Below are 24,471 nucleotides of genomic sequence, written 5' to 3'. Positions count from 1 at the left end.
CGGACAGGAAAAATGCCGAAGGGTCTGCGCATTAGAGGCCTTTGTTGACGGGCTGCCGAAACCTATGATGGGACGCGAACTTAGGGGGTTAACCAAAGCTCGAGATCTGTAGGGGGCTGCCAATAAGAGTACGAAAAGCGCTCGGTTGGCTTCATACCTCCCAGGCCAGCGGCTCCTTTCCGCCGACCGTGACAGTCTCTCCTTCCGCGGTGGAGACGCGCCATTCCCATTTGCGGCCGCGTCTACTTCAAACACGGCAGATCGATCCGTAGACATCATTTGCGACTTTCTTGGACGGCCCACGACCCAAGTACCCCTTACATTATCCATTTGACCGAGGTATGTATCCATGAAATTTGAGTCCTCAATGCTGAGGATTCAGCATAGCCACCAGCGAGGCGATCAGTTGGTACTAGCCACAGATCCGCGTCGGATGAGATTGATTGATGTCGCCGTTCCATGAGCTCTTTCGATGCCCGTCCGCTGGCGCGAATTACGCGTCGGACTTCGGCTCTCGGGGCCAGCAAACCGAGCCGGGATGCCATTTGAGGCCCGGCGCCGCAGAATTCTCATCTAAGTTGAAGCCATGGATATAGGTCGCATCAAGTCGCTAATGGATCTTCTGGCAGGCTGCTCGCTCAGCGAGATTGAGATCGAGGAGGGCGGCGTGCGGGTGCGAATCGTTAAACAACGGGCGGCGCCGAACTCCAGGAGCCATGATCTGCCGCTCGCAAATTTGTCCGCCGAAAGGACCGCTGAGGAAGATTCGGAGAGCACGACCGATGAGACAACGATCGTTTCTCCGATGTACGCAACTTTCTATCGCGCTTCCTCTCCCGCCGATGCGCCATTCGTCCAGATTGGCGACGCCGTCACGGCAGGACAAACTCTTGCAATGCTTGAAGCGATGAAGACCTTGACACCGTTGTTGTGCGAGCTTGAGGGCGTAGTGACGGCCATAAGGGCCCAGGACGGCCATCTTGTCGATGAGGGGCAGCCCCTTTTTGACTTGAGACGGCTCGATCATGTTTGACAAGCTGCTAATCGCGAACCGAGGTGAGATTGCGCTACGCATCCAAAGAGCTTGCAAAGCGTTAGGTATCGGCTGCGTACAGGCGTATTCAGAAGCTGATACCGGAGCGGACTACGTTCGAACTGCCGAACAGGCCATCTGCGTGGGTGCAGCTCCTTCCTCGAGGAGTTATCTCGACAAGGCCGCTATGTTACTTGCTGCGGAAGTGACCGGAGCGCAAGCTATTCACCCTGGCTACGGCTTCCTATCTGAGAATGCTGAATTTGCGCGATGGGTCGAAGAAGCAGGTTTGATTTTTGTTGGACCACTGTCTGGCGTGATCCGCCGCATGGGAGACAAGATCTGCGCCAAACGCGCGATGATCGAAGCCGGCGTGCCTTGCGTTCCCGGCTTCGTGGGCGAGTTAACTGCCACACGAGATGCGCTCGAAATCATTCGGTCAATAGGCTTTCCCGTCATCATCAAGGCTGCGGGTGGTGGCGGCGGCCGAGGTATGCGCGTGGTGCGAGAGGAGAAAGATCTCATGGCCGCAATCGCGGCCACTCAGCAGGAAGCCGAAAAGGCGTTTGCAAATGGGACGGTCTACGTCGAGCGATATCTCGACAATCCCAGGCATGTGGAAATCCAGATCCTCGCAGATAAGTACGGCAACTGCGTGTGGCTTGGGGCTCGTGATTGTTCGGTTCAACGACGGCACCAAAAGGTGATTGAGGAGGCGCCACCAGTTGACGTGCCGCAGCGATTGTTGGCGGACGTCGGCTCTCGATGCGTCGCTGCCTGCAAAGCGCTAGGCTACGTAGGCTTGGGCACCTTCGAATTTCTGTTCGAAGACAACCAACTATTTTTTATAGAAATGAATACGCGTCTGCAGGTTGAGCATACAGTGACCGAAATGATCACCGGGCTGGACTTGGTCCAATATCAGTTGCGCGTGGCCCGAGGCGAGAGGCTCGATATCGAACAGAAAGATATCTCATTCGTTGGACACTCGATTGAGTGCCGCATCAATGCTGAGGATCCGCTCGATTTCCGTCCGTCTCCGGGTCGTGTCGACTTCTGGCAGCCGCCTGGCGGGCCTGGGTTGCGGGTCGATACGCATGTGAGCTCTGGTTACGTCGTGCCCGCCTTCTACGATTCAATGATCGCGAAGCTGATTTCGTTCGGGCGTACGCGTGAGGAGGCGATCGCGCGCATGCAAGGCGGATTGCGTCAGTTCGTGGTCGAGGGCATCAAAACCAATATCCCACTGCATCTGTCGATTCTCGAACAGGACAAATTCCGAAAGGGTGCCGTGAGCATTCATTTCCTCGAGAAATGGTTGGCGTCCAAATGAACTCGTTAGTCAGCGACTGTGCCGATCTCAATTTCAGCCGAATGGGCGAGTCGGCCATACTCTGCCAAGTTTCCTCACCCTTAAGTGAGTCTACGCAACGTCGAATTTGGCAGCTTACGCGCCTGGCTTCTGAATGGCCGTTCGTTCAAGAAGCTATAAGCGGCATGAACAACCTCATGGTTATTTATGACGCTGCCCGAATCAGACATGAGCATCTCGAGCTACAGCTGAAGGAGCTTTGGCCGGAAGTCGCTAACGCTACGTTCGATGGAAAAGACTTCGAAATTCCAGTGGTCTACGGAGGAGAATTTGGCCCGGACTTGCCTCAGGTAGCATTGCGTTGTGGGCTGAAAATCCAAGAGGTGATCGAACGTCACAGCAGGGCCCATTATACAGTATTCGCGATTGGAGCTGATCCGGGATTTGCATATCTTGCAGGTCTTGACCCCGGATTGTACTTGCCCCGCCTCGATACGCCGAGGCTGCAGATACCTGCCGGGTCCATCATCATTGCGGGCCAGCAGGCAGGAATTCAACCGATCTCGGCGCCTTGCGGGTGGCATGTGATCGGTAGGACCGATGCCAAGGTTTTTGACATTGCGCGCGAAAGACCAGCGCTGCTGCGGGCAGGCGACCACGTCGTCTTTTCCATCAAGGATATCGCTCGATGATCGAAGTGCTCAAGTCGAGCCCCTTCGTAACGCTTCAGGATCTCGGTCGCGTTGGATGGCGCAACATCGGGATCGGTACGGCCGGCGCAATGGATTGGTTCGCGCTGCGCACGGGGAACGCTATCCTGGGGAATAGTCCAAACGCTGCTGGGATTGAGATCACGGCCTCAAGATTTCACCTAAGGTTCGAGCGGGATACAGCGATTGCTGTCACCGGTGCCGATGGTAGGGCAAAACTGTCGGGATTGGATTTGCCGCCATTATGGGCGACCAATGTCAAGGCGGGTGATGAACTCGTTACTCATCCCCCTCGTACCGGTGGCATGCGCACTTATCTTTGTATTGCAGGCGGCATCGATACTCCGTCGGTTCTTGGCTCACGTAGCACGGATATCAAGTCAGGCTTTGGTGGCTACCACGGCCGCAGTCTACTCGCCGGCGACAGGCTCCCATTAGGGGAGGGTAATCCTGTTCGCCTGCCGGATGGCGGGTTTGGAGCAAAGCCGTTTCTTTCGACAGAGACCGCGGAGGGCGTCACGATCTTCAACGTTATTCCTGCAGCCGAAGCCGGTTTGCTGACCAAGCAGGCGATACAGACGTTTTGGAGCACCGACTGGACGGTCAGTCCTGATAATAATCGAATGGGGCTACGGTTGACCGGACCACAACTGGCATTTTCCGAGAAGCTCGAGCTCCTATCGCACCCCATACTGCCAGGGGTCATTCAGGTTCCTCCATCCGGTCAGCCAATCATCCAAGCTGCGGACGCGAACACCTGTGGAGGCTATCCCAAAGCCGGCGTTATCGTTGGAGCGCACGTTTGGCAACTAGGTCAACTCCGGACGGGCGCCAGGCTGCGTTTCCGTCAGACAACGCAAGAGGCCGCCGTTGCGTTGACACGCGAGATAGAGAGATATCTGGAGCGACTGGCGCGATATGCTGCCATGGTTTGCGGCAAGCTCCCGGCAAATTCTACCCGGAGTGACTCATGAACTTTTCTCCAGCTGATCTTGAGATTCTTGCCGCCCACATGCAGGCGACGCAAATCGACGTTGTCGAAATTGCCTCGGGCGGGCGAACGCTGAAGTTGACCGGCATGGGCGTTTCATCGCGCGGCCACCCTGAACCAAGTTCGCCTACAATTTCTCCAGCCCAGGTCAGCGCGGAGCGCCCCGGAGTTTTCCTGCGCCGTCATCCCGTGCGTCCCGCCTCGGAAATATGTGCTGGAGCCGATGTGAAGGCGGGAGAGGTGCTCGGTTATATTGCAGCGGCCGCTTTGCTTTTTGTCGTACGAGCTCCCAAGTGCGGCTTGATCGGCCGGATTCTTGCAAATGACGGCGACATCGTGGGGTACGGGAACTTGCTTTTCGAAATTGTTTGATCGATTCAAAACGTCGAACTGCGTCGGTCCTTCGTAGGCGGTCGATCTTTCGCAGATGAGCGACGAAAGCTATCGGGCAGGCCTCTTGGTTTGCCGCCCCTCAAAGCGCAGGGAAGATATCCTGTAAGAGCGACGCCGAGAATTAAAGAGCTCGGACACGGCTGATGTCGCCGACCTTCGAAGCTGAAGAATACGAAAACTGCGCCAGCGAGGCCCGCGCGAACCGCGGATCACCCCGGAGCATTCGTAAGCCCCCGGTGAGGGCCGCCTTCCCGGATTGTGCTCGGGCGTGAGATGATTTGCTCATTAATTTGCAAACAAATGAGCAAACGTGACGAGGGTTACGGTTCTGTCCGGTCCAGAGCGGCGACGGCGGTGGACCACTGCCGAGAAGCTTCGGATCGTGGAGGAGAGTCTGGCGCCTGGGGCCAGTGTTGTCGAGGTTGCTCGACGACATGATGTTCACCGCAATCTGGTCACGGCTTGGCGGCGGCAGGCGCGCACTGGCGTGCTCGCTTTCGAGCCCGGGCCGATGCAGCGTCAAGCTGACGAAGTCCGTTTTGCGGCAGTCTCCATTGCGCCAGAACGGCAACCGTTGACGGCACCCTCTGGGACCTGCGGTGCGATCGAGATCGAGTTCGCGGCCGGGGCTCGGATGCGGATCACGGGCGCGGTTGACGCGGCGACGCTGAGCGCAGTCGTGGCGGCGCTGACTGACGGACGGCCACGATGATCCCGTTGCCGGCCGGCGTGCGGGTATGGCTCGCGACCGGCTATACCGATATGCGGAAGGGCTTTCCGTCGCTGGCCTTGCAGGTTCAGGAGATCTTGCATCGCGACCCGTTGGGTGGCCACCTGTTTTGCTTCCGCGGTCGTCGCGGCAATCTCTTGAAGGTGATCTGGCATGACGGCCAGGGCGCCTGCCTGTTCACGAAGCGCCTGGAGCGGGGCCGCTTCATCTGGCCGAGCCCGGCCGAGGGCGTGGTGACGATCTCATCGGCGCAGCTCGGTTATCTCTTGTCCGGGATCGACTGGAGGCACCCACAAGAGACCTGGCGGCCGACCTCGGTCGGATGAGGCTTTGCGCTTCCCGGATCGTGATGGATGTGATTCCATCGCTTCGTGACCACATCTGAATCGCTTCCCACCGATCTTGCCGCCGCGCATGCGATGATCCGCGCGGAGCGCGCCGCGCGCCTTCAGGCGGAAGCGGTCGCGGCGAGCGCCAAAGCGGAAGCTGCCAACGCGAAGGCGACCGAGGCCCTGATCGGTTACCTCAAGCTCGAGATCGAGAAGCTGCGTCGCCAGATTTACGGCAGCCGCTCGGAGCGCAAGGCACGGCTCCTGGAGCAGATGGAGCTTCAGCTTGAAGAGCTGGAAGCAACCGCAACCGAAGCCGAGCTGGCGGCTGAGAGGGCGGCGGCTCGGACGCAGACCGTCAAGTCCTTCCAGCGCAAGCGCCCGTCGCGCAAACCGTTCCCCGATCATCTGCCGCGCGAGCGGGTCGTCGTCGCCGCACCGGAGAGCTGTCCCTGCTGCGGCTCATCGAAGCTATCAAAGCTGGGCGAAGATATTACCGAGACGCTGGAGGTCGTTCCCCGGCGGTGGAAGGTGATCCAGACGGTGCGCGAGAAGTTCTCGTGCCGGGACTGCGAGACGATCACCCAGCCGCCGGCGCCCTTCCACGTGACTCCACGCGGCTTCGCCGGCCCCAACCTCCTGGCCATGATCCTGTTCGAGAAGTTCGGCCAACATCAGCCCCTGAACCGGCAGAGCGAGCGCTACGCCCGGGAAGGCATCGATCTGAGCCTGTCGACACTGGCCGACCAGGTCGGCGCCTGTGCGACCGTCCTGCAGCCGCTTTATCGGCTCATCGAGCGCCATGTCCTCGCCGCCGAGCGGCTGCACGGCGATGACACCACGGTGCCGATCCTGGCCAAGAGCCAGACGGTCAAGGGACATATCTGGACCTACGTTCGCGACGACCGGCCGTTTGCTGGCCGGGCGCCGCCGGCCGCGCTCTATTACGCCTCGCGCGATCGACGGCAGGAGCATCCCACGCGGCATCTCCAAAGCTTCACCGGCATCCTGCAGGCCGACGCCTATAGCGGCTATAACGAGCTGTATGACGCCTCGCGCGCGCAGGGACCGGTCACGCCCGCACTCTGTTGGGCGCATGCCAGGCGGCAGTTCTTTGAGCTGGCGGACATCGCCGCCAATGCGAGACGCGGCAAGAACGCCACGGCGATCTCGCCGATCGCGCTGGAGGCGGTCAAGCGCATCGACGTGCTGTTCGATATTGAGCGCGGCATCAACGGCCAAAGCGTCGAAGAGCGGCTGCGGGTGCGCAAAGAACGAAGTGCCCTGCTTTTAACGGCATTGGAAGCGTGGCTGCGCGAGCAACGCGCTCGGCTGTCGAACTCGTCCGCGGTCGCCAAGCCGATCGACTACATGCTGCGCCGCTGGGACCGGTTCGCTCGCTTTATCGATGACGGGAGGATCTGCCTGACAAACAATGCGGCGGAGCGCGCGCTCCGCGGCTTTGCCCTCGGCCGCAAGTCCTGGCTCTTCGCCGGCTCCGAACGTGGTGCCGACCGCGCCGCTATCATGGCGACGCTAATCATGACGGCAAAGCTCAACGACATCGACCCGCAGGCCTGGTTGGCGGACATCTTGGCCCGCATCGCCAGCACCCCGCAAGGTCGGCTCGATGAACTGCTGCCTTGGGAATGGAAGAATACCCCTGTTCAGTCCGCTGCTTGATCGGACCATCGCGCCACGCGACTACCCGTGCGGCCCTCACCGGACGGTTACGAGCATTCTTCGGCCGCGGCCCATGCGGTCATCTTGGCCAACGTCGGCCCATTGCTGTCGAGCGCATTTCAGGGAGTTCCTCGACGCAGTTTTTGCAGCCTAAGCTTTGATGCGAACGATCGACATTTACATTTAGTCCAACTATCTGCGATCAGCGCTGCCTCGGCCGTGAAAGAGGGAACGCGAAATCATTGAAGCGCGTTCGCGCTCGATCAATGACGCTTGCTTCGCTGCCCATTGAAGAGCGCGACAAGCGTCGGCTCCGTGCCTCAGCCAGCCAATTTCCAAAATTTCCATGATCGCAAGGGTCCGCCAGTAAGTGGCCGAACGGCTCGTCTGCCGCCCCTGCAAGTGGTGCAAATTGGCAACAAATTGGATGCAATAAGCTCAGATTACATAAGATGTGTCGATATTGGCTTGTATCGCCCATGCTATTATGCAATCTTACGGTTATGGATAATTCGATGCAAATCGATGTGAATGGCGAGACCGTGATCATGTTCGCTTCTGGCAGGGGCCTTTCCCCGATGACGTTTTGCTCGGCTGGGCGCTCTGCTGACCGCGCCGAAAGCGGCCGCCACTTCGGAAAATCGACTGTGCTGAACAATCGGGGGGCGCTGCCAACGAGCCTCGAGGAACTCTCAACCGAAATCTCGAGTTCGCGAGTTGGTTTTCCGATTGCGCTTCGTGCTGTCGATGCTCTGTGCGCCGAACAAGATCGGCAACTGCGCTTCGCAAAAACGTCTGTCGACAATCTAGGAGATGTCGATTCTTCGCAGCGTCGGTCTGTCCAGAGTGGGGACACCAGGACCGCAGCATTTCATCTGAATCAAACTTGGAGGGGTTATATGAGGAGAATTAAGGCTATAGGGCTCGGCACGGCGGCGAGCTTCATGACGTTCGCTACGGCACAAGCGGCCGATCTTCCGGTCAAGGCAAAGCCGGTGGAATATGTGAAGGTCTGCTCGCTTTATGGCGCGGGTTTCTGGTACATCCCGGGCACCGACACCTGCATCCAGCTCAGCGGCTATCTGCGTGTCGACACCACGTTCAATGGCGGGCTTCATGGCAACCCATATTGGACCGGCAACGGCGGCCAAGGGAACCGCTATGCTGACTACTTCCAGTCTCGCTCCCGCTTCGGTCTCAACGTCGACCTTCGCACCGCGACGGAATACGGCGTGGTTCGCACCTTCGCTCAGCAATACTTCCAGTTGCAATCGCCTGATGGCACGTCGCCTTTCAGCGGCTTCCCGTCACCAACTGGTTCGCAAATCGGCGTCAACTACCTTTTCATCCAGTTCGCCGGGTTCACCTTCGGTCATTCGTCTTCCGTTTATGACACGCCGTGGAATGCTTACCCGAACAACCTCACCACGTACCTGTATGGTGGCCCGGATTCGTGTTGCGGCGTGAACAACATCCAGTACACAGCGGAATTTGGCGGTGGTTTCAGCGCCTCGATTGGTCTCGAGGACCCACTGCACAACAATCGTACCAACGTCTTCAACACGGGGTCTGCCGGCATTGGTGTGCTAGGCGTTAGCCCTAGCGCCTACGCCAACGCGCACGCGCCTGATATCGCCGCGCGCTTCCGCGTTGACCAGGCCTGGGGCCTATTCCAGATTTCAGCGATGGCGCATGAAGTCTCAGGTTCCTACAATACCCTGACCGCGGGAACGGCTGCGCCAACCGCCTTGTCGGAAATTTCCGGTCACCCTGATAGCAAGTGGGGCGGTTCAGGAACGGTTGGATTGCAGATCAAGAATCTCCCGACCGGTCCGGGCGACGACATCAAGCTCGATGCGACTTACGCAGTCGGCATCACGAAAAACGTAATCTCCGGTGGTTTTGCTTCTTCGCCAAACCTTGCCATGTTCGGTGGGACAAATGTACCTGGCGCGTACCAGAGCATCGGCCTCGGCGCGACATCCGATGCGGTGTACCTGCCAACGGCGTTTGCCGCAGCTAGTGACGGCCAGCTCAAGTTGACAAAAGCTTGGGGCTTCCGCGGCGCCTATGGCCACAATTGGGATCCCTACTGGTCGACCGCTCTTTTCGGGGCCTATTCCTCCGTCCGCTACGACGGCGCGGTAGGCGACCTGAACAGCGCCAAAGGCGCGTACTGCTCGGCGTTTGCTGCCAGCCATCCCGGTCAGGGCGTAACCTACACCTGTGATCCGAACTGGAATCTTGCTCAGATCGGTCTGGTCACGCGCTGGACTCCGGTCAAGGGCCTCACGTTCGCGGCCGAAGTGATGTACAGCCGGCTTGATCAGAAGATGTCTGGCACCTCCGCGTTCTCGCCAGGCGCTCCAAAGCCTGCTGCTACCTACGCCTTCAAGGACCAAGATACGGTTGAGCTCGAGCTTCGCGTTCAACGCAATTTTTAAGAGCCAATACATGACCTAGATCAGCTAGAGGAGACAACACCCACTTCATTCGTGAACCTCCAGAGAGCCTTCGGCGATGCCCCGCCGGGGGCTCTTTCACGTCTAGCGAGTGTCAGAGCAATCCATTCTATGCGTCGGAGTCCAACGTGCCAGTTCGCTGTAGGAATACGTTCTAGTGCGACGAGCAATGTGTGAATCTTGCCCTAGAATTGCTCATGCTTCGGCCGATGGTGGATTGGCAGCTGCGGCAATCTCAACACGATTGACAACTCCTCCTTGGAGTTTAGTTCGCTGTCCGTCGACCACATCCTCGCGCAATCAGCCATGAGTCCATCTCGCATTTTCGCTCGGTTTTGCCTCAGCCATCGGGCTTCACGATGAGAAGCTCACAACACTTGCACTCAAGATCAGAAGAATGTGAACGCTCACGCTTTATGCTGAGTGGTTCACAATTGGAACGTCCTATAATGTGAGTAGCTGCGCTTGATCGGCGATCAAAACGATGACTCTGATATGGAGAAAATCGCCGGAGAAGCTAGGTTCTAGGCTCAATCCAGGGGTAGCGTTTTTTCATGGCTCGCGTTTTGCGCGATTCCTCGAATCTGCTTATAAAAGCTCCATACCTCGCACATCGATTCGTCATCTGCGCGTGCGAATAGCTTGTCCGGTCCAAACCTTCTATCGAGGCCAATCATGAACGTCGTGAAGAGAAGATCGGCACCGGACGAAGTGCGCGAGCGGCTTCGGAATGCAATTCTGAGCGGAGAATTTTCGGCTGGCGAACAGTTGCGCCAGACGGAGTTGGCGGAGCGATTTGGAACGAGTCGAATTCCGGTCCGAGAAGCGTTGCGTCAGTTAGAGGCCGAAGGCTTGATTTCGCTTCTACCAAACAAAGGTGCAATGGTTTCCTCTCCTTCACTACCAGATATCAACGAACTGCTCGAGGTGCGTATCGCACTTGAATGTCACGCCCTAAGACTGGCAATCCCCAATATGTTCGCCGATGATTTCGATCAGGCTGAAGCCATTCTTCGCGCCTGCGATGCGCATGACTACCAGCAGGCCTGGAGCGAATTGAACTGGCAGTTCCATGAAGCGCTCTATGCTCCATGCAATCTGGGGAGGCTGCTCGCCATGATCGAGGCTAATTATGAGCACGTGCGCCTCTTCATGGCTCAAGTGTCGATCACTTCCGCGATAACTGAGCTGCAGAAAGAGCATTATGCGATTTTGAATGCGTGCAAGACACGCGACACAGTGCAGGCCGTGCGGATCCTTGAAGGACATATTGTCCATACACAGAAATTGTTGCTGGCGGCCTCGCGTCGGGTGCGGCTGGTCCGCAGCAGCGACAGCACGTCTGCCACGTCCACTGCAGTCGAAAGCTCCAGAATGTAAGCCGACTGGCGCCGATCGGTACTCGGCTAGACCCAATCGAGTTCACAATCGCGCTACTAGGTCGTCTCGTGGGGACTTTGCCCGCGAGCGCGGATCTGCTTTGCTTTCGCGAACGACGTTTCGCGAAAGACAAAACGTTTCATCCGCACATTGGCTCAGGCATTCTCGCTATTTAAGCATCTCGAGGCCGCTTTCTATCTAACTCTGAGCGTCGCCCGCGCTATCGGCCACGGTTCTGGCTTTCGAAGTCTCCCCTGCAAAACCGAGTTCCTGTCCGGAAGGTGTGCCAGGAGCAATCTCGTATTGCATGCGAAAAGGCGAGATAGTATCCATTTGTCGTGCCCTCTCTTAGGCAGATCCGGGGCAGCCGCTTCTGTGCTGCCAACGTGCGCGATGGGAGAAGATCATGTTGACCGATCGAAGGACGCTCCTGAGAGCAGGGTTGGCTGCCGGCGGGATTGTCATGGCTACCCGTTCCTTAGCGCAGGGTCAGAACGCCACTTTGCGCGTTGGCGTTGACAAGTTTCCGGCGACGCTCGTGCCGAGCAGGGCCACCGACCAGACGGGCAGTTCGATGATGCTGCAGATGCATAGTCGCCTGCTGAAACTATCAGTTAAAGGAGAGCTCGTCCCAGGCTTGGCCGAATCGTGGAAACCAGATGGCGACACGGCGTGGCTGTTTGCCTTGCGCGACGCTAAATTCAGTGACGGCTCGCGAGTCACGGCAGAGGATGTGAGATGGAGCTTCGAGCGGCTCGCCAACGCCAGTGTGGGGTCAAATCTGCGTCCGTTCTTCCAGCAGATCGAGGCAGTCGAACCGATCGATGCCAGGACCGTCAGGGTGAAGACCAACGGCACAGATGCTAGCCTTCCCTATCTCGCGGCGACGCAGGGCGCGCTCATTCTGAAGAGAAGTGATGATCCGGCTCAGGAGATCGGAATCGGAGCCGGACCGTTCATTCTGAAAAGCCAGGAGCAGGGTGTCGCGCTGAATTTCGTAAGGAACCCTCACTACTACGAAGCAGGGTTTCCGAAGTTTGAGAACCTGCGGATTACCGTAGTCAACGATGAAAATCTGAGAGTGACCGCGCTGCTTAGCGGTGACGTTGATTTCATAAACTTTATCCCGTGGCAGTCGATGAGCGAGATAGAGAGAAATCCCCGCGTCACGCTTCTCGAAAGTCCGACGGGGGCCTTCAATTATCTGACGTTCAGCGGAAAGGGCCCGTTTGCCGACGTGCGTCTTAGAAAGGCGGTGGCATTCGGGCTCCGCCGCGAGGAGTTTGTCAAAGCGGTATTCTATGGCCGCGGCAAACCGTTGGAAGGACCGCCCCGGGTGATAGGGTCGCCATACTATCACGAAGATGCGGCCAATCACTTTCGCTACAATCCGGGGCTGTCAAAATCTTTGATGCGTGAGGCAGGTGTTGCCGACGGTTTTAACTGCACGCTGCTAGCTGCCTCCGACTACGCCATGCACAGAGACTCCGGAGTGCTGGTGAAGACCCAACTTGCCGAACTGGGCATCAGGGTAAATTTGGTTCTGAACGATTTCACCACGCGCCAGGCGATGGGCAATAAGGGTGTTGGGGACATGGGTATCAACGGCACGGGAATCGAAACACCGGATCCCGGCGGCATTCAGCGCGTAGTCGATCCATCGCTCGGCGTTGCCACAATGCGTAGCCATAGCTTCGAAGTTCCTGGACTCGCCGAACTCTATGCGCGCGCAAAGGCTGAGCTGGATCCGGCCATCGCTGTAGAAATTTACCGAAAAGCCGACGGGCTCACCAACGAATATGCCTCGTTCTGCGGCCTGTGCTATCGTTCGAACGGCTTCGCATTTCGGAATGAGCTCAAGGGATTTGAACTTCTTCCAGCGGGTGCATCGGTAACCTCCATGTGCAATCTCTACAAGGTGAGCATGTAGGTGAGCTCACCGCCGATTGGCTCTCTATGCGCTCGATGGCAGTTGCATTCTACGCCGTGCTGGTCGGACTGGAGGCAACCATGTGGTTGTGGCCAGCTGTTGCTATCAGGAAAAGGTAGGACGGCGGCCGGAGCGATGGCTCTAGAGAGATGAGCAAGCTAGCACTGACTGACGTGGGTCCAACTACAACGTTTGCACCGCTCAAAAATGCAACGTTTCGATCCATTTGGTTGGCCAACCAGGTTTCCAGCCTCGGCACCCTGATGCAGAGCGTTGCCGTGGGCTGGCTCATGGCTACGATCGCAACATCTGATCTTATGGTTGCGTTGGTGCAGGCAGCGTCTGCGCTACCTGCGGCCATTCTTTCCGTTATCGCAGGCGCTGTAGCAGATAATTTCAATCGCCGGAGAGTCATGCTTGCCGCGCAGTGGCTGATGATGATTGCGTCTGCGCTCCTGACGGGCTTGACCGCGCTTGGCATCATCCATCCCTGGCTTATTCTCGGCTTCAGTTTCCTGATCGGTTGCGGCTCCGCCTTGAACAATCCTGCTTGGCAAGCCTCAGTCGGAGACATCGTGAGCAGACGTAATCTTCCGTCCGCCGTCACTCTGATCTCGGTAGGGTTCAATACGGTGCGCAGCGTTGGCCCAGCGCTGGGTGGCATTGTCGTTGCTTCATTCGGACCACTTATCGCCTTTGTACTAAATACGGTTAGCTACCTGGTCCCGCTATGGGTCATATCCTGTCGTGGGTGGAAGATCCGGTCATCGTCTCTTCCCCGCGAGTCGATGCTCACTGCGGTCTATGATGGCATCCGTTTCACCGCGATCTCGTCAGACATCAAGACAGTGCTTGCTCGCGGATGTCTGTTCGGTCTGACGAGTACCTCGATCCTTTCATTGCTCCCGCTGTTTGTCCGCGACCAGCTTGGGGCAGGGCCCCTTGCATACGGCACCTTGATGGCTGGTTTTGGGACGGGAGCATTCATCGGAGGTATATCGAACGGTGTTCTTAGGCGGCTAATATCCCAGAATGGGCTCATACAGCTCGCCTGCATCGCCTGTGCCGTGTGTACCTCCTCACTCGCTATGAGCCCACCGCTCGCATTCGCGGCTGTCGCGCTGGCTCTTGGAGGCAGCGGTTGGGTCGTCGCTTGGTCAGGGCTCAATGTGAGCGTGCAACTGGCGAGTCCACGCTGGATCGTTGGACGCACCATCTCGATCTATCACGCCTTCACTTTCGGGGGCATTGCAGCGGGGAGTTGGTTGTGGGGCTCTATAGCTCAACATTACTCCCTTACTTGGTCATTGGGGATTGCCGGGAGCGCCCTACTTTTGGCCGCGGCAGCCGGGTACATTCTGCCGATCAAGCAACAAAGAATGACGAATCTGGATCCACTGGATCAGTTCGAAGCACCCGCGCTTGCTCTCGATTTGAAGCCGAGAAGTGGTCCCATCGTCGTGAAAGTCGAATACATCATCGCAGATGAAAACGTTAACACGTTCCTGAAGCTTATGAGCGAGCGCCGGCGCGTGCAAAGCCGTGCCGGAGCTCGACATTGGACCCTCCTGCGCAACATTCAACGACCGTCGCAATGGACGGAGACGTATCGTACTCCGACCTGGACGGACTATCTTCGTCAGAATCATCGGCTCACGGCTGCCGATAAGGATTTGGAGGAGCGGATACGAGCGCTGCATGCTGGAGGGGTGCCACCGCGGTTCGAGCTTCTAATAGAACGATCCGCAGGTGCGGCTCACAAGTCAGATCCTTCGACCTCGACCCTGTCCCCGCACTAATGCAGTGCTGGTGCGCATGCATGTAAATACAAAAACTAATGATAATATCCACTAGACGATAGATTGTATCCCAGATATAACTTTGGCCGCTATTGGCATTCGCTATGGTCACAAGAGGAGAATGGCAGGATGGGTTGGCGGATCGGCGTCGATTCAGGGGGCACCTTCACGGATGTCTGCTTGTTCGAAGAAAGCAGCGGGAGGTTGGACGTTTGGAAGGTGCCCTCGACACCGGCCGATCCTTCGATTGCGATCGTGCAGGGACTTCAGGAAGGTGTGGCGGAAGTCGGCGCAAAGCTCTCGGACGTGGCCTATTTCGGCCACGGCACCACGGTCTCGACGAACGCTCTGATTCAGGGCCGGGGAGTAAAAACCGGCCTGATCACTACCGACGGATTCCGTGATCTCCTTGAAATCGCCCGCCAGAGGCGGCCCGACCTGTATGATCTGCAAGCTGACAAGCCAGAAGCGCTGGTTTCTCGCGATCTTCGCATCGAAGTTCCGGAACGTGTCCTCCACACCGGGAGCGTTGAGACGCCTCTTGACGAGGCGGCGCTGCGGGCGGCGGTGCGCAAGCTGAAGGAAGCAAAGGTCGAGGCGGTCGCTGTGTGCTTCCTGTACAGCTTTATTGAATCGCGCCACGAGGAAATCGCTGCGCGCGTCCTCAAGGAAGAGTTTCCGGAAGCCTTTTCCTCAGTCTCGCACAAGGTCGCGCCGGAGTTCCGTGAGTACGAACGGATGTCGACAGCCGTGGTCAATGGTTATCTCGGCCCGGTAATGCAGGGCTATGTCAAAAGACTCGTTTCGCGGCTCGACGATCTGAAGGTCCCTGCCAGCCCCCACCTGACGCAGTCGAATGGCGGCGTCATTGGACCGGACACCGCCGCCGAGCTGCCAGTCCGTACCGTGCTGTCTGGCCCAAGCACCGGTGTCGTTGCGGCACAAGCTCTCGGAGAGATGACCGGAATCAAGAATCTGATTACTTTCGACATGGGCGGCACCAGCACCGACGTCGCCTTGCTCACCAACGGCCTATGCCGGTTGGTGAACGAAGCCGTCGTTCATGGCTATCCGATCAAGGCTCCAATGTTGGATATTCACACGGTCGGTGCCGGTGGCGGTTCGATTGCGTATGTCGATACGGGCGGGTTGCTGAAGGTTGGCCCGCGAAGTGCCGGCGCATTCCCGGGGCCATCTTGCTACGGCAACGGCAATCAGGAGCCTGCGGTGACCGACGCAAACGTCCTGCTGCAGACCCTTAATCCGACGCATCTCCTCAATGGTCGTATGAAGATCGATCAGGAGCTGTCTCGGAAGGCGATCCAGGCGATTGCCGACAAGCTCGGACTCGACGTGCTCGAGACCGCGAATGGCATCTTGCAGATCGTCACGGCCAACATGTCCAAGGCCATTCGCGTCATCAGTGTCCAGCGCGGCTATGATCCTCGTGACTACACCATGGTCGCTTTCGGTGGCGCTGGACCGGTTCATGCCGCTCGGCTTGCCGAGGAACTGGGGATCGGCCGCATCCTGGTCCCCCTGACACCCGGCATTCTCTGCGCCATGGGACTCTTAATGACAGACCTTCGCACTGACTTTGCGATCACGAAACTGCGGGTTCTGGATACCGTGTCCACTGACGAGATCCAGGATATCTATGACACTCTCGAATCCCGCGCCAAGCAGTGGTTCGATGCCGAGCACATTCGACCCGAACGTCGCTCGGTCCACCGCACCGTCGACGTCCGCTATCTTGGCCAGAACTACGAAATCGCGGTGCCGGTTTCGCTCGGCGAGATCACCAAAGATACGTTCGATAAAGTTCGCGAAAGCTTCCTTGCCCAGCACAAGCAGTTCTACGGCTTTGTGGCTGAAGGAGAGCCGGTGCAACTCGTCACGTTCCGGTTGGAAGCCATTGGTGTCGTCGATAAAGCTCAGCTGAAAGGCTACAAGCCGGCCGGCGAGGACTCTTCGAAGGCCGTCGCTGGCGCTCGGAAGGTGTGGGATTTCAAGACCCAGCGTTTCCTAGAAACGAAACTCTACGACCGTGGTCGCCTGCAGGCTGGAAACATCATCAAAGGCCCCGCGATCATCGACCAGATGGACTCTACCACTGTGGTCCCTTCGCACATGCTGGCGCGGGTCGACAACCACCTGAACTTGATCCTGGAGGCACAATGAGCTCGATCGCGACATCGGCCATTCCCGACTTCATCAGTAACACGGGCCTCAATCCCATCACCGTCGAGGTCATCGGCAGTGCTCTGTTTTCCATCGTTGAAGAGATGGGGGAAAATCTCGTTCGTTCCGCATATTCCACGAACATCAAGGAGCGCAGAGACTGCTCCACGGCCATGTTTGACGCTGAAGGCAATACGCTCTGCCAAGCATCGCACATTCCTGGTCACCTTGGCAGCTTCATCGATTTTGTTCCGCTCGTTCTCGAGCGCAATCCGCTCAAGACGATTAAGCCTGGTGACGTCTTTATCGGAAACGATGCGTACGAAGGCGGTGTGACTCACCTCCCGGACATCGTGCTTTGCGAACCAGTCTTTAACCAGGACCAGCTTGTGGCATGGGCCATCAATACAGCTCACCATACGGACTTCATCGACCGGGGTAGTGCCCATATTTTCCAAGAAGGCCTGCGAATCCCGCCCATCAAGCTGTATCAGGCCGGAGTACTTCAAAAGGACATCCAGGACCTGATCCTGCTCAACTGTCAGGTCCCGCGCGAGCGTCTCTCTGACCTTAGAGCGCAGATGGCCGCCAACCGGCTTGGGGTTACCCGCATGCAGGCGCTCTGCGAGAAATATGGCATTGAGACAGTCCGCAGGGCAGGTGTTGAATTGATGGATTACAGCGAACGCCGCACCCGGGCTGGCATCGCGGAGATCCCGAATGGCACCTACGAATTCAAGGACATCTTTGATACCCACGCCTACCGTGAGGACATGGATTTCAGTGTGAAAATCACCGTCCGCGGTGACGAGATGGATGTGGAGTTCCAAAGCCCGCCGCAGGTGCGCGCTGCAATTAACGTGATCTACTCGGCACTTCGAGCGACGGTTTACCACGCCATCAAGAGCCTCGTTGATCCGACGGTGCCGCCCAATGCCGGCCTTACCCGGCCGATCCATGTCATCGCGAAAGAAGGCACAGTGCTCCGTTGTTCGGCACCCGCTGCAGTCTATGGACGTACTTCGGCCATGCAGCGCGTTGTGGACATGATTTTTGGCGCAATGGCACAAATTGTACCTGAGCGCGTAATTGCAGCCGGCAACGGCGCCTGTACGAGCATTTATTTCGTGGGCGTCAAGCCGGACAACTCACCCTGGACGTATCTTGAAACAATCGGCGGTGGTAGCGGTGCCCGTTTCACCAAAGACGGCCTCGACGGTGTTCACGTGCATATGACGAATACCTCGAACCTGCCGGTTGAGGCAGCTGAGGGCGAATATCCGCTTACCATTTTGCGCTATGAGCTCGTCGACGAGTCCGGTGGTCCGGGTAAGTTCCGAGGGGGCATGGGCGTGCGTCGTGTCTATCGTTTCGAAGACACCTGCCGCATTGGTGTGAACAGCGCCCGTGTTCGCAGTCATCCATGGGGACTCCACGGCGGACAGCCGGGCGCTGTCGCGTATTTCTCCAGTTCCGCCGGAGAGGTGCCCGCCGGCGTCAGCGCCGAGTACAGGAAGGGTGATCGGATCGAGATTGTAACGGCCGGGGCAGGTGGCTCCGGAAATCCCGCCGAACGCTCCAGCGCGGACGTCGAACGCGATCTTCGCGAAGGGCGCATCCAGCGCGAAACAGCCAGGAGATTCTACCCGCAGGTCCAAACGTCGACTCTCTCTCATGTTGGCTGACGCAAGCCGTCGTGAGCAACCAATTGGGGACGAAATTGATGCAAATTGAACGCTTTGATTCAACGCCGCGGCGGAGCCGATTTACGGTTGTCGGGAATCTGATTTACCTGGCCGGCAACACCGCCTCCAAGCGGCCAGCTGCCATTGATCACCAAACGCGGGAGGTACTGGCCAAAATCGATACGGAGCTCGCGCAGGCAGGTTCAGACAAGCGGCGCATCCTATTTGTCCAGATCTTCCTGGCGAATATTGAGCGCGACTTCGACGCGATGAATTCAGTTTGGGATGCGTGGACTGATCCCGCAGCTGCGCCTCCCCGTGCGTGCGTGGAAGCAAAGATGGCAAAGCCGGATATTTTGGTGGAAATGGTCGTTACGGCCACGAGGTGAGGGGAGGGAGCTACCCGTTCGGAAACTACCTGGTCTTGAGAGCTTGCATTCAGGCGACTCTCGAGCCGCAGAGTTCGCATCTCAGAGCGGCATGCGCACCTCTGGCCGACCGAATTGGGTCACTGCGCGGTGCTCTTTTCGGGCCATCGAGGCAAAGAAGCCGAACCCTTACGAAAATATAGTCGCACCGCAATGCAGCCCTATCTGAACACAAATATCGCTTCCGCCCCGCCGTCGGCCACCTTTCGAGTGATGGACAAGGTCGCGGCCCGGATTGCAGCAGGACAAGAGGTCATTGATCTCGGTTCAGGCGAATCAGACTTCGACACACCCGAGCACGTACGAGCGGCCGCTATTGCCGCGATCGAGGCAGGACATACGCGCTATACGCAAGTAGCCGGATTGCGGAAGCTGCGTCAGGCGATCGTGGAAAAGTTCAATCGCGAGAACGGTCTTTCCGTTACGCCTGATGACGTCATCGTGGGCAATGGAGGCAAGCAGATTATTTTTAATGCGCTTGCCGTCACTCTCAACAAGGGCGACGAAGTGATCATACCGGCACCTTACTGGGTGAGCTATCCCGGCATGGTGCAGTTGTGCGGGGGAAAGGCCATCGAGGTCCAATGCGGCGCGAATACACGCTATAAGCTTACATCCGCTGCGCTCGAACAAGCAATCACACCCAACACGCGTTGGCTGATCATCAATTCCCCGTCAAACCCGAGCGGAGCCGTCTATTCGAGAGAAGAACTACGCTGCTTGGCCGAGGTCCTTCTGCGGCATCCGAACGTTATGGTGCTTTCTGACGACATATACGAGCACCTGTTGTACGACGATGCTGCATTTGCGACGATCGCTGCCGTGGAACCCAGGCTCGCCGCACGTACCCTGACAATGAATGGTGTTTCAAAATCCTACGCCATGACCGGGTGGCGCATCGGCTACGGTGTCGGTCCGTCCTGGCTGATCTCGGCAATGTCGAAACTGCAGGGACAGCAGACTTCTGGCGCCTGTACTATCTCGCAACATGCTGCAATCGCGGCCCTGGCCGGGCCTCAGGAATTTGTCGCCCATTGCCGCAGCGTTTTTCAGCAGCGACGCGACCGCATGGTGCGTTTCATCAACAATACTCCCGGCCTATCCTGTATCGCTCCGGACGGAGCCTTCTACGTCTTCGCATCTTGCGCTGGGCTGCTCGGACGCGTTAGCCGCGCGGGAACCCAGCTGTCCACCGACGAAGATGTGGCAGCTGCGCTGCTGGACGAGGCCGGTGTGGCCACCGTGCATGGTAGCGCCTTTGGGCTGCCAAGCCATATCCGCTTCGGTTTCTCATACGGAGACGAGACGCTTGCTCGCGCGTGCTCATCAATCGAAAAATTCTGCCACTCTGTACGTTGAAAACGGATTCATGAGGAAAAAGGGTACGCAGATGGTCCAACCGACGAACGACAGCCGGTCGCTTAGCAACGAACCCGTCCTCGCCTACGCGCCTGGGTCGCCGGAGCGCGCGGAGCTTGAGGCTGAGCTCGTAAGGCAGTCGCAAGTCCCTATCGAAGTCCCGCTAGTCATAGGTGGCTCGGAGAAGTCCACAGAACGGCGGGTCTCGATCACTGCGCCACATGCGCATGAGAGGATACTAGGGAAGGTCTCCATGGCGGGAGAGGCCGACGTGGTATCGGCCATCAACGCAGCGATGGCGGCAAGACATCGATGGGCGGCAACCCCTCTGGCCGAACGCGCGCGTGTTTTTCTTCGCGCTGCGGACCTTCTCGCCGGGCCCTGGCGCCAGCGGCTCAACGCCGCGACCATGCTTGGGCAGAGCAAGACGGTCCATCAAGCCGAAATCGATTCCGCTTGCGAGCTGATCGACTTCTTACGATTCAACGTGAAATTTGCATTGGATCTGGAAGCGCAACAGCCGCTTAGCGTCGACGGCGTCAGCAATTCGCTGGACTACCGCTCTCTTGACGGCTTCGTGTACGCCGTCACGCCATTCAATTTCACCGCAATCGGCGGCAACCTCGCTACGGCTCCAGCGATCATGGGAAACGTCGTCGTATGGAAGCCTGCTTCGACGGCGGTCATCAGCAACTACCTGTTTATGCGCCTCCTCAAGGAGGCAGGTCTGCCTGACGGGGTCATAAACTTCGTTCCCGGCGACGCTGCCCTCATAAGCGAGACCCTTCTGAGCCATCCGGATCTTGCGGGCGTACACTTCACTGGATCGACCAGCGTTTTCGACGCGCTATGGCAGACGGTTGCCCGGAATCTTTCGAGGTACCGGTCCTATCCTCGCTTGGTTGGTGAAACCGGTGGCAAGGATTTCGTTGTCGCTCATGCATCTGCCAACGTCCATGAACTGCTGGTGGGACTCATTCGGGGCGCTTTCGAGTATCAGGGCCAGAAGTGTAGCGCGGCTTCGCGCGCATACATTCCTCAGTCGATCTGGCCAGACTTGCGCGATAAGCTCGTGTCGGCCACCGACCTTCTGACCTACGGTGATATTGCCGATTTGAAGAATTTCATGGGCGCGGTCATAGACCGCAAGGCCTACGCGAAGCTTGCTCAGGTCATAGCCGACGCAGAATCCGATTCTTCCGTATCGATCCTTACCAAGAGGCGCCCGGACGATTCGGCGGGCTATTTCATCCCGCCAACCCTTGCCGAGGTCCGGGATCCAAATCACCGGCTGATGTCAGAAGAACTATTCGGCCCGATTCTGGCAATGCACATCTATCCCGATGCGCAGTGGCCGAACATCCTCAAGACTATTGATAGCACGAGCCCCTACGCTCTGACTGGGGCCGTTTTCGCCAAAGATGAGAACGCAATAGCGCAGGCAGAGTCCGCTCTTCGATTTTCCGCCGGCAACTTCTACATCAATGACAAGCCCACAGGGGCCGTCGTGGGCCAACAACCCTTTGGTGGCTCGCGTCGCAGCGGAACCAATGACAAAGCTGGCTCGCCGATCAACCTGCTGCGTTGGGTATCCGCACGCACATTGAAGCGAACATCAAATCCGCCGACAGACTACCGCTACCCTCATATGGCCTAGCTGGTTGTCGATCCAGTGTGGTCTTCGCCAAACAGTCAGTTAGATCATCTGGCAGGGCCTACTCCTACTTGCCCGAAATAATAAGTACCCGGTGATGAGCGACTCGTAGAATTTACTAATGTCCGCATTCAGGAAAAGGCGTCTGCTAGCACCCATTTGGTAGTGGCACAGCTGTTCATTGCATTGGACACAGATCGCTGGCCAAAACGTACGATTCAAGCGGGAAGGTGAGTACTATGAATTTGCAGGAGCTTTTGGGTTCGCGTGTAGCTTTGCCTGCCGAACAGCAGCTGATCCCAGTCGCCAGACTAATCGTCAACAGCGGTGAGATTCAGCGGGCCGACATATTTGTTTGCACGCGCGATCTCGATAATGCAACGATGATAGACATCAATCGCGCCGCCGCATCAGGAGCGGCGGCGATCCTGGCTGACTGCACCTGGTCAACTTCAATTCCCGTTGTTGTGCTTCCCGACCGCGAAACGTTGAATCGGGCGGCGGCCCGCGTTCAACCCGGCCAGCCCGAGACTGTGGCCGTAGTGACGGCACGAGCGGAAAGACCTCGGTGGCGGTCATTGCGCGTCAAATTCTAGCGCGCCAGGGCCGGGCTGCGGCGAGCAACGGGACTGTCGGTCTCGTAACGCCGGAAGGTGCTTCCTATGGCGGGGTCTCGGTCACGACACCCAATCCACTCGCGCTTCATGAATTGATGGCGCGGCTGAAGGCCCAGGGCATCACGCATTTGATGATGGAGGCGTCATCTCACGACTTGACCGGCGCAGTCTGGTTGCAACGAGAATTGAAATCGGTGCCTTCACGAACCTATCCCACGATCACATGAACTACCATCCAACCTTTGAACATTATCGCGACACCAAGTTGCGGCTGTTTCGCGAGCTCGTGACGGAGAGGGGAGTCAGTAATAGGCGCCGACAGTTCTTATTCCGAATTGATGATTGATGCCGCGCGAGAACGAAATCTGAGGATCTATCCGATCGGCCGCCAAGCAGACGGGAAGAGTGATGGGGTCCGCCTTCTCGACGTTAAGATCGATTGCAACGGTCTTTCCTCGAGTACCGATAGCGCCAAGAGCACCGGTGTGGATGCCTAGCTGTGGAGCCTCAACAGGTTGTTCCTGGTTTGAGCGAGTCTGCTGATGGGTGGCATAGAGCCGATACTGCCATGAGGGCGATGCCAATTGTAGCGGTGAAGCCATCTTGGCAGTTCGGCGGCACGTTCTTTTGAGGTGCTGTAGGCGCGGGCATAGGCCCACTCGCGCAAGCTGGTCTGGATGAAGCGCTCGGCCTTGCCGTTGGTCTTCGGCGTGTAGGGTTTGGTACGGATGTGCTTGAGGCCGAGACGTTTGCAGGCTCTGCGGAAGGCAACGGATTTGTAGCAAGCGCCGTTGTCGGTCATCACCCGCTCGACCTTGACGCCCAGGCTTGCGTAGTAAGCGATCGCCACCTTGAGGAAGGCCACGGCGCAGCCCTTTCGCTCGCTCGTCATGACCTTGCTGAAGGCAATCCGGGAGGCATCGTCGATGCAGACGTGGACGTACTCCCAGCCCGGCCCTTCGCCGCGGGCGCGCTGGCTGCTCTGGCCGGTTCGGTCACCGGTGATGCGATGGCCGATCCGATTGAACTTGCCGAGCTTTTTGATGTCGATATGGATCAGTTCGCCGGGCTGTTCACGCTCATAGCGCCGCACCGGCTCCGCCGGTTCCAAGTTGCGCAATCGGTTCAATCCCAACCGCCGCAGGATGCGGCTCACGGTCGCCGGCGAGACGCTGACCTCGGCCGCGATCTGCCTGCCGGTGTGGCGCTGCCGGCGCAACGCCTCGACGGCAGCGCACGTGGCAGGCGGGGTTTGGTTCGGCAATGAAAGCGGCCGTGAGGAACGATCACGCAACCCCTCCACACCTTCCGCGCCGAAGCGGTTGACCCATTTGGCGACCGTCTTCGCTGTAACGTTGAACCGGAGCGCGGCTGCGGCCTTCGTCAGGCCGCCTTCGATCACGCTCCGCACCATCGCCTCTCGACCTTTCGGCGTCAGAGGCGCATTCTTATGAGTGTCCATTCGGTTCTCCCCTCGGAATCTGAAGCTTCAGCAACCTCAGCTTCCTCGGTCAGGGCCGAATGGACAACCTCCTGAAAGCTCACACCTAGCTCATGATCACCGAGGCTGCTCCGTCGGACCATGAAATATTGTGTCGACTAAGGCTTCCTGGTCCAACGGCAGTGCCACCACTTGTGCGTCAGGCTATGGCCAGCCCCATGATTGCGCACCGGGGACCGGACTTCAGGCTCCTCATGAAGCGAGCTCAGTCGCTGCTGCAGCCGATTATCGGTACCCGAAACGACATCTTTTTTTGCAGGTTCGGGAACGGGAGTCATGGAGGCGTCAGTCGTC

General features: G+C 58.0%; 19 protein-coding genes and 1 pseudogene. 19 read left to right on the top strand and 1 reads right to left on the bottom strand.

Going from position 1 to position 24,471, the window contains the following annotated elements; translation table 11 throughout:
* Nucleotides 1-613: 613 nt before the first annotated feature.
* The 19 genes and pseudogenes from RX331_RS23985 (at nt 614) to RX331_RS23895 (ending at nt 23,022) form a co-directional block, all read left to right on the top strand.
* Nucleotides 614-1,033, top strand: coding sequence for an acetyl-CoA carboxylase biotin carboxyl carrier protein subunit (locus tag RX331_RS23985; RefSeq protein WP_317252351.1), 420 nt, complete (start codon nt 614-616; stop codon nt 1,031-1,033).
* Nucleotides 1,026-2,366 (top strand): acetyl-CoA carboxylase biotin carboxylase subunit, encoded by a 1,341-nt coding sequence (accC, locus tag RX331_RS23980; protein ID WP_317252350.1) that lies wholly within the window; start codon nt 1,026-1,028, stop codon nt 2,364-2,366. Before RX331_RS23985 ends, accC begins: the two co-directional genes overlap by 8 nt.
* On the top strand, nt 2,348-3,037 hold the full coding sequence (gene pxpB / locus RX331_RS23975; RefSeq protein ID WP_317252349.1) for a 5-oxoprolinase subunit PxpB: 690 nt from the start codon (nt 2,348-2,350) through the stop codon (nt 3,035-3,037). Before accC ends, pxpB begins: the two co-directional genes overlap by 19 nt.
* Nucleotides 3,034-4,029: a biotin-dependent carboxyltransferase family protein gene (locus tag RX331_RS23970; RefSeq protein ID WP_317252348.1), complete on the top strand. Its 996-nt coding sequence runs from the start codon at nt 3,034-3,036 to the stop codon at nt 4,027-4,029. Before pxpB ends, RX331_RS23970 begins: the two co-directional genes overlap by 4 nt.
* On the top strand, nt 4,026-4,418 hold the full coding sequence (locus RX331_RS23965; protein WP_317252347.1) for a biotin/lipoyl-containing protein: 393 nt from the start codon (nt 4,026-4,028) through the stop codon (nt 4,416-4,418). The genes RX331_RS23970 and RX331_RS23965 overlap by 4 nt, the downstream gene beginning before the upstream one ends.
* Before the next feature lie 331 nt (nt 4,419-4,749).
* Nucleotides 4,750-5,151: an IS66-like element accessory protein TnpA gene (gene tnpA, locus RX331_RS23960; protein WP_317252346.1), complete on the top strand. Its 402-nt coding sequence runs from the start codon at nt 4,750-4,752 to the stop codon at nt 5,149-5,151.
* The gene (gene tnpB, locus RX331_RS23955) at nt 5,148-5,495 is read left to right on the top strand and encodes an IS66 family insertion sequence element accessory protein TnpB (protein ID WP_135176416.1); all 348 of its coding nucleotides are present in this window, start codon (nt 5,148-5,150) and stop codon (nt 5,493-5,495) included. The genes tnpA and tnpB overlap by 4 nt, the downstream gene beginning before the upstream one ends.
* Nucleotides 5,496-5,588: 93 nt before the next feature.
* Complete coding sequence (gene tnpC, locus RX331_RS23950; RefSeq protein WP_317258116.1) at nt 5,589-7,181, top strand: IS66 family transposase; 1,593 nt, start codon at nt 5,589-5,591, stop codon at nt 7,179-7,181.
* A gap of 515 nt (nt 7,182-7,696) precedes the next feature.
* Nucleotides 7,697-9,625 (top strand): porin, encoded by a 1,929-nt coding sequence (locus tag RX331_RS23945; RefSeq protein WP_317252345.1) that lies wholly within the window; start codon nt 7,697-7,699, stop codon nt 9,623-9,625.
* 693 nt (nt 9,626-10,318) lie between these two features.
* Nucleotides 10,319-11,023 carry a GntR family transcriptional regulator gene (locus RX331_RS23940; protein WP_317252344.1) on the top strand — a complete coding sequence of 235 codons (705 nt, stop codon included), beginning with the start codon at nt 10,319-10,321 and terminating at the stop codon, nt 11,021-11,023.
* A gap of 406 nt (nt 11,024-11,429) precedes the next feature.
* Complete coding sequence (locus tag RX331_RS23935) at nt 11,430-12,953, top strand: ABC transporter substrate-binding protein (protein WP_317252343.1); 1,524 nt, start codon at nt 11,430-11,432, stop codon at nt 12,951-12,953.
* Between the two features lie 149 nt (nt 12,954-13,102).
* Complete coding sequence (locus RX331_RS23930) at nt 13,103-14,752, top strand: MFS transporter (protein WP_317252342.1); 1,650 nt, start codon at nt 13,103-13,105, stop codon at nt 14,750-14,752.
* A 129-nt stretch (nt 14,753-14,881) separates the two neighbouring features.
* On the top strand, nt 14,882-16,933 hold the full coding sequence (locus RX331_RS23925; protein ID WP_317252341.1) for a hydantoinase/oxoprolinase family protein: 2,052 nt from the start codon (nt 14,882-14,884) through the stop codon (nt 16,931-16,933).
* On the top strand, nt 16,930-18,618 hold the full coding sequence (locus RX331_RS23920) for a hydantoinase B/oxoprolinase family protein (RefSeq protein WP_317252340.1): 1,689 nt from the start codon (nt 16,930-16,932) through the stop codon (nt 18,616-18,618). The genes RX331_RS23925 and RX331_RS23920 overlap by 4 nt, the downstream gene beginning before the upstream one ends.
* Before the next feature lie 38 nt (nt 18,619-18,656).
* Nucleotides 18,657-19,007 (top strand): RidA family protein, encoded by a 351-nt coding sequence (locus RX331_RS23915; RefSeq protein WP_317252339.1) that lies wholly within the window; start codon nt 18,657-18,659, stop codon nt 19,005-19,007.
* Between the two features lie 192 nt (nt 19,008-19,199).
* On the top strand, nt 19,200-20,405 hold the full coding sequence (locus tag RX331_RS23910; RefSeq protein ID WP_317252338.1) for a pyridoxal phosphate-dependent aminotransferase: 1,206 nt from the start codon (nt 19,200-19,202) through the stop codon (nt 20,403-20,405).
* Nucleotides 20,406-20,415: 10 nt separating this feature from the next.
* Nucleotides 20,416-22,062, top strand: a complete 1,647-nt coding sequence (gene pruA, locus RX331_RS23905) for an L-glutamate gamma-semialdehyde dehydrogenase (RefSeq protein WP_410708314.1) — start codon at nt 20,416-20,418, stop codon at nt 22,060-22,062.
* A 236-nt stretch (nt 22,063-22,298) separates the two neighbouring features.
* The gene (locus RX331_RS23900; protein WP_317252336.1) at nt 22,299-22,655 is read left to right on the top strand and encodes a hypothetical protein; all 357 of its coding nucleotides are present in this window, start codon (nt 22,299-22,301) and stop codon (nt 22,653-22,655) included.
* Nucleotides 22,628-23,022: pseudogene (locus RX331_RS23895) on the top strand (Mur ligase family protein). Before RX331_RS23900 ends, RX331_RS23895 begins: the two are co-directional and overlap by 28 nt.
* Before the next feature lie 147 nt (nt 23,023-23,169).
* Here RX331_RS23895 and RX331_RS23890 read toward each other — a convergent pair.
* Nucleotides 23,170-24,138, bottom strand: coding sequence for an IS481 family transposase (locus RX331_RS23890; RefSeq protein ID WP_317252334.1), 969 nt, complete (start codon nt 24,136-24,138; stop codon nt 23,170-23,172).
* Nucleotides 24,139-24,471: the final 333 nt, after the last annotated feature.

It is taken from the genome of Bradyrhizobium sp. BWA-3-5 (genome assembly GCF_032917985.1).
Taxonomy (GTDB): domain Bacteria; phylum Pseudomonadota; class Alphaproteobacteria; order Rhizobiales; family Xanthobacteraceae; genus Bradyrhizobium.
The sequence above is the reverse complement of the archived record's forward strand: the minus strand, read 5'-3'. Positions and strand labels throughout refer to the sequence as shown.